The sequence below is a fragment of the Frankia sp. CoWAU3 genome, from assembly GCF_977971855.1.
The window spans coordinates 1-3,275 of record NZ_CDWWXB010000235.1 but is presented as its reverse complement, the minus strand read 5'-3'; the positions used below and the strand labels follow the sequence as shown (position 1 = coordinate 3,275).

The window sequence follows — 3,275 nt, the reverse complement described above, 5'->3', positions numbered from 1 at the left end:
GGGCGGCGCGACCACGGTCACGGCAGGCCTCAGCCCGGGGAGCGGTACGGCCGTCGCCGCCAAGTGCTGTTTGCTCACTACCACGCGGCAACCCTACCGGCCGGGTAAGGATGACGAACGTTCCGTTCACGCCGTCCTGCCCTGACCGCTACCATCTTGAGGTCCCCGGTCGGATTACTGGAGTATGCGAGGTACGTACCCCGGGGCCGCCCACCGACCCCAGCCGTCCAGGAGCGCCCGTCATATGGCCCTTCCCGACTTCCTCGTGATCGGCGTGCCGAAAGCCGGAACGACGGCGCTGCACGCGGCACTCGTCCGGCACTCGGCGCTGTTCCTCCCGTCGGTGAAGGAGCCGAAGTTCTTCCTGTCGCAGGGGCCGCCGCCGGCCCGGGGCGGCCCCGGTGACGCCCAGACGTACCAGGAGCACGTGTGGCGGCGGGCCGACTACGAAGCGCTGTTCGATGCCGCTCCGGCGGGGACGCTCAAGGGCGAGGTCACTCCGTTCTACCTCTACGACCTGGACGCCCAGAACCGGATCAGGCGGCTCCTGCCGAAGGCGCGGATCATCGTCATGCTGCGCAACCCGGTCGACCGCGCACACTCGAACTGGACCCATCTGTGGGCGGCGGGGCTGGAGTCGGAACGTGACTTCGTCCGGGCCTGTGCTCTGGAGCGTGAGCGCCGGGACGCCGGCTGGGCCCAGTTCTGGCACTACGTCTCCCTCGGCCTGTACGGGGAGCAGCTCAGCCATCTGTTCACCCTGTGCTCCCGCGACCAGGTCCTGCTGCTGCGCTACCGGGACCTGCGCGACTCCCCCGCCGCCACGCTGGACCGGGTCTGCGAGTTCCTCGGCGTCGAGACGGGTCTGGTGGACCTGGTGCCCGCCGAGAACGTCACGCCGTTCGTCGCGGACACCCCCGTGAACAGCGTGCTGCGCGCGGCGCTGCGCACCGGTGGGCGGATCGGGCACCACTTCCCGGTTCACGTGCGCAGGACCTTCCGCGGTCCGCTGCTCACCGCGTTGCAGCGGCAGAAGGGCGGACGCCCGAAGCTCACCGCCGAGCAGCACCGCGCCGTGCTGCCGTACTTCGTCGACGACATCGCCCGCCTCGAGGAGATCACCGGCCTGTCCTACGCCGACTGGCTCACCGTGGGCCTCGAACCCGAGATCATCGACTGACAGGGCCGGCGACCGGCGGGGCCGGCCGAGGTCAGCCGAGTGATCGTGGGTCGGCGGGCACGTCGACGGCGTGGGCGCGCAGCGCCTCCAGCGGGATGACCTCCAAGGCGCGTTCGTGCGTCGAGGCCAGCACGACGGGCGCGGCAGCCCCCGCCTCGTAGGCCTGCAGCCACCGTACCGCGACCACGCACCAGCGGTCACCCGGGCGCAGGCCGGGGAAGGAGTACTCGGGTCGGGGCGTCGACAGGTCGTTGCCGACCTGCCGCTGGTGCCGTAGGAACTCGGTGGTGACCACCGCGCACACGGTATGGCTACCGAGATCCTCCGGACCGGTGCTGCAGCACCCGTCGCGGTAGAAGCCGGTCACCGGATCGGTGCCGCAGGGCTCCAGTTCCCCACCGAGAACGTTCCGTTCATCTGCCACATCGACAGTTTCTCCCACTCGTCCGGTGGCGACACGGCAACCACCCGGATCGGGCCCGCGAGGTCGCTCACCGCAGTTGTGCGGGCAGCACGTCGGCGTGCACGACGGTGAGGGCGCTCACGGCGCGGGTGAGGACGACATAGAGCCGGCGCAACCCCTGCAACAGCCGCGCCTCACCCGCCACGATCGCGGCGGGTTCCACCACGATGACATGGTCGAACTCCAGTCCCTTGGCGAGCGAGGCGGGCACGAGGCAGGCCCGCCCGGGTGGGGTGTCCCCGTCGAGCGGGACGATCGGCATCGGCAGCCGCGCGGCGTCCAGCGCCGCCGCGAGTGCCGCCACCTCCCGGTCGGCGACGATGATCGCCAGCGAGCCGGGGTGCGGCAGGGTCCGGCGGGTGTAGTCGACCACCGCGGCGGTGAGCCCCTGCGGGGTGGTCGGGGCCGTCGTCAGCGCGCCACGCGTGGTCCGCGCCGAGGTCGCCGGACGCAGATCCGGGGCGATGTGGCGCAGGAGCCGGTTCGCGAAGTCGAGGATCTCCGCGGGCACCCGGTAACCGCGGGTCAGCACCTCCAGGTGCGCCGTGGGTTTGCCGAGATGGGCCAGCAACGTCGGCCACGAGGTCGCGGCTCAGCCGGTGGTGCCCTGGGCGATGTCCCCGAGGACGGTGGCGGAGCCGTCCGCGCAGCGGCGGCCGAGCGCGCGGCACTGCATCGCGGAGAGGTCCTGCGCCTCGTCAATGATCACGTGCCCGAAGCCCGGTCCGCTCTCGATGCGGTCCCGGGCCTCATCGACGCAGAACGCGTCGGCGAGCGACCAGCGCGCCGTCCGAACCCCGCCCCGCGGTGCGCCGGTCAGCAGCAGGCGCTGTTCGTCGTCGGTGAGCACCCCGTCGGCCGCCGACGCCAGGAACGCCGGGTCGGTGAGCAGGCGGTGCACCAGGCCCGGCGCGTCGGCCCGCGGCCAGACCGCCTCGACGGCCTCGCTGACGGCCCGGCCGCGGGCGAGGGTGCGCAGCGCCCCGTCGGTGAAGAAGTGTCCGCTCGCCTCGGCCCGGCGACGGACAGACTCGGCGATCCGGCCGGCCAGGCGTGCCCGGGCGGTGCCGTAGCGCAACGCGCCCGCGCCCAGCTGCGCGATCAGGTCGGCGGCCAGGTCCACGAACTCGTCGGCGCCGACCGTCCACCGGCCGACCCGGGTGTCCACGGAGACCGGCCGGGTGGGCGGGCGGATCGCCCCGTGCAACGCCCGACGGATCACCGTCGCCATCCGGGCGTCGCCCTTGAGCGCGGCCACGTCGTCGGGGTCCGTGCCGCGCACGGCGACCGCGCCCACCACGTCGTCGAGGGTGCTGTGCCGCACCGTGAACTCCCCGAGGGAGGGCAGCACCGCGGCGATGTAGCCGAGGAAGGCGCGGTTGGGGCCGACGACGAGCACCCCGCAGCGCCGCAGCTGCTCACGGTGGGCGTAGAGCAGATAAGCGGCCCGGTGCAGCCCCACGGCGGTCTTTCCCGTCCCCGGGGCGCCCTGGACGCACACGCTCACGGCGAGATCCGCCCGGACGATCTCGTCCTGCTCGGGTTGGATCGTCGCGATGATGTCGCGCATCGGCCCGGTGCGGGGCCGTTCGATCTCCCGGTCCAGCAGGTCGCCGGCCGGCCCGGTCGCCT

The 3,275-nt window shown here is 72.8% G+C and carries 4 protein-coding genes; 1 reads left to right on the top strand and 3 read right to left on the bottom strand.

Annotated features, from left to right (window positions below; all coding sequences use genetic code 11):
• Window positions 1–244 precede the first annotated feature (244 nt).
• Entirely contained in the window at window positions 245–1,180 is a 936-nt protein-coding gene (locus AC08ON_RS16140) for a sulfotransferase family protein (protein WP_476608339.1), read from the top strand.
• Window positions 1,181–1,211: 31 nt separating this feature from the next.
• Here AC08ON_RS16140 and AC08ON_RS16135 read toward each other — a convergent pair whose 3' ends face one another.
• The 3 genes from AC08ON_RS16135 to AC08ON_RS16125 all read right to left on the bottom strand — a co-directional run.
• On the bottom strand, window positions 1,212–1,604 hold the full coding sequence (locus AC08ON_RS16135; protein WP_011436808.1) for a DUF2237 family protein: 393 nt from the start codon (window positions 1,602–1,604) through the stop codon (window positions 1,212–1,214).
• Between the two features lie 67 nt (window positions 1,605–1,671).
• Window positions 1,672–2,214 (bottom strand): hypothetical protein, encoded by a 543-nt coding sequence (locus AC08ON_RS16130; protein WP_476608340.1) that lies wholly within the window; start codon window positions 2,212–2,214, stop codon window positions 1,672–1,674.
• Between the two features lie 21 nt (window positions 2,215–2,235).
• The coding region (locus AC08ON_RS16125; RefSeq protein WP_476617265.1) for a helicase domain-containing protein at window positions 2,236–3,275 on the bottom strand (1,040 nt) is incomplete at its 5' end.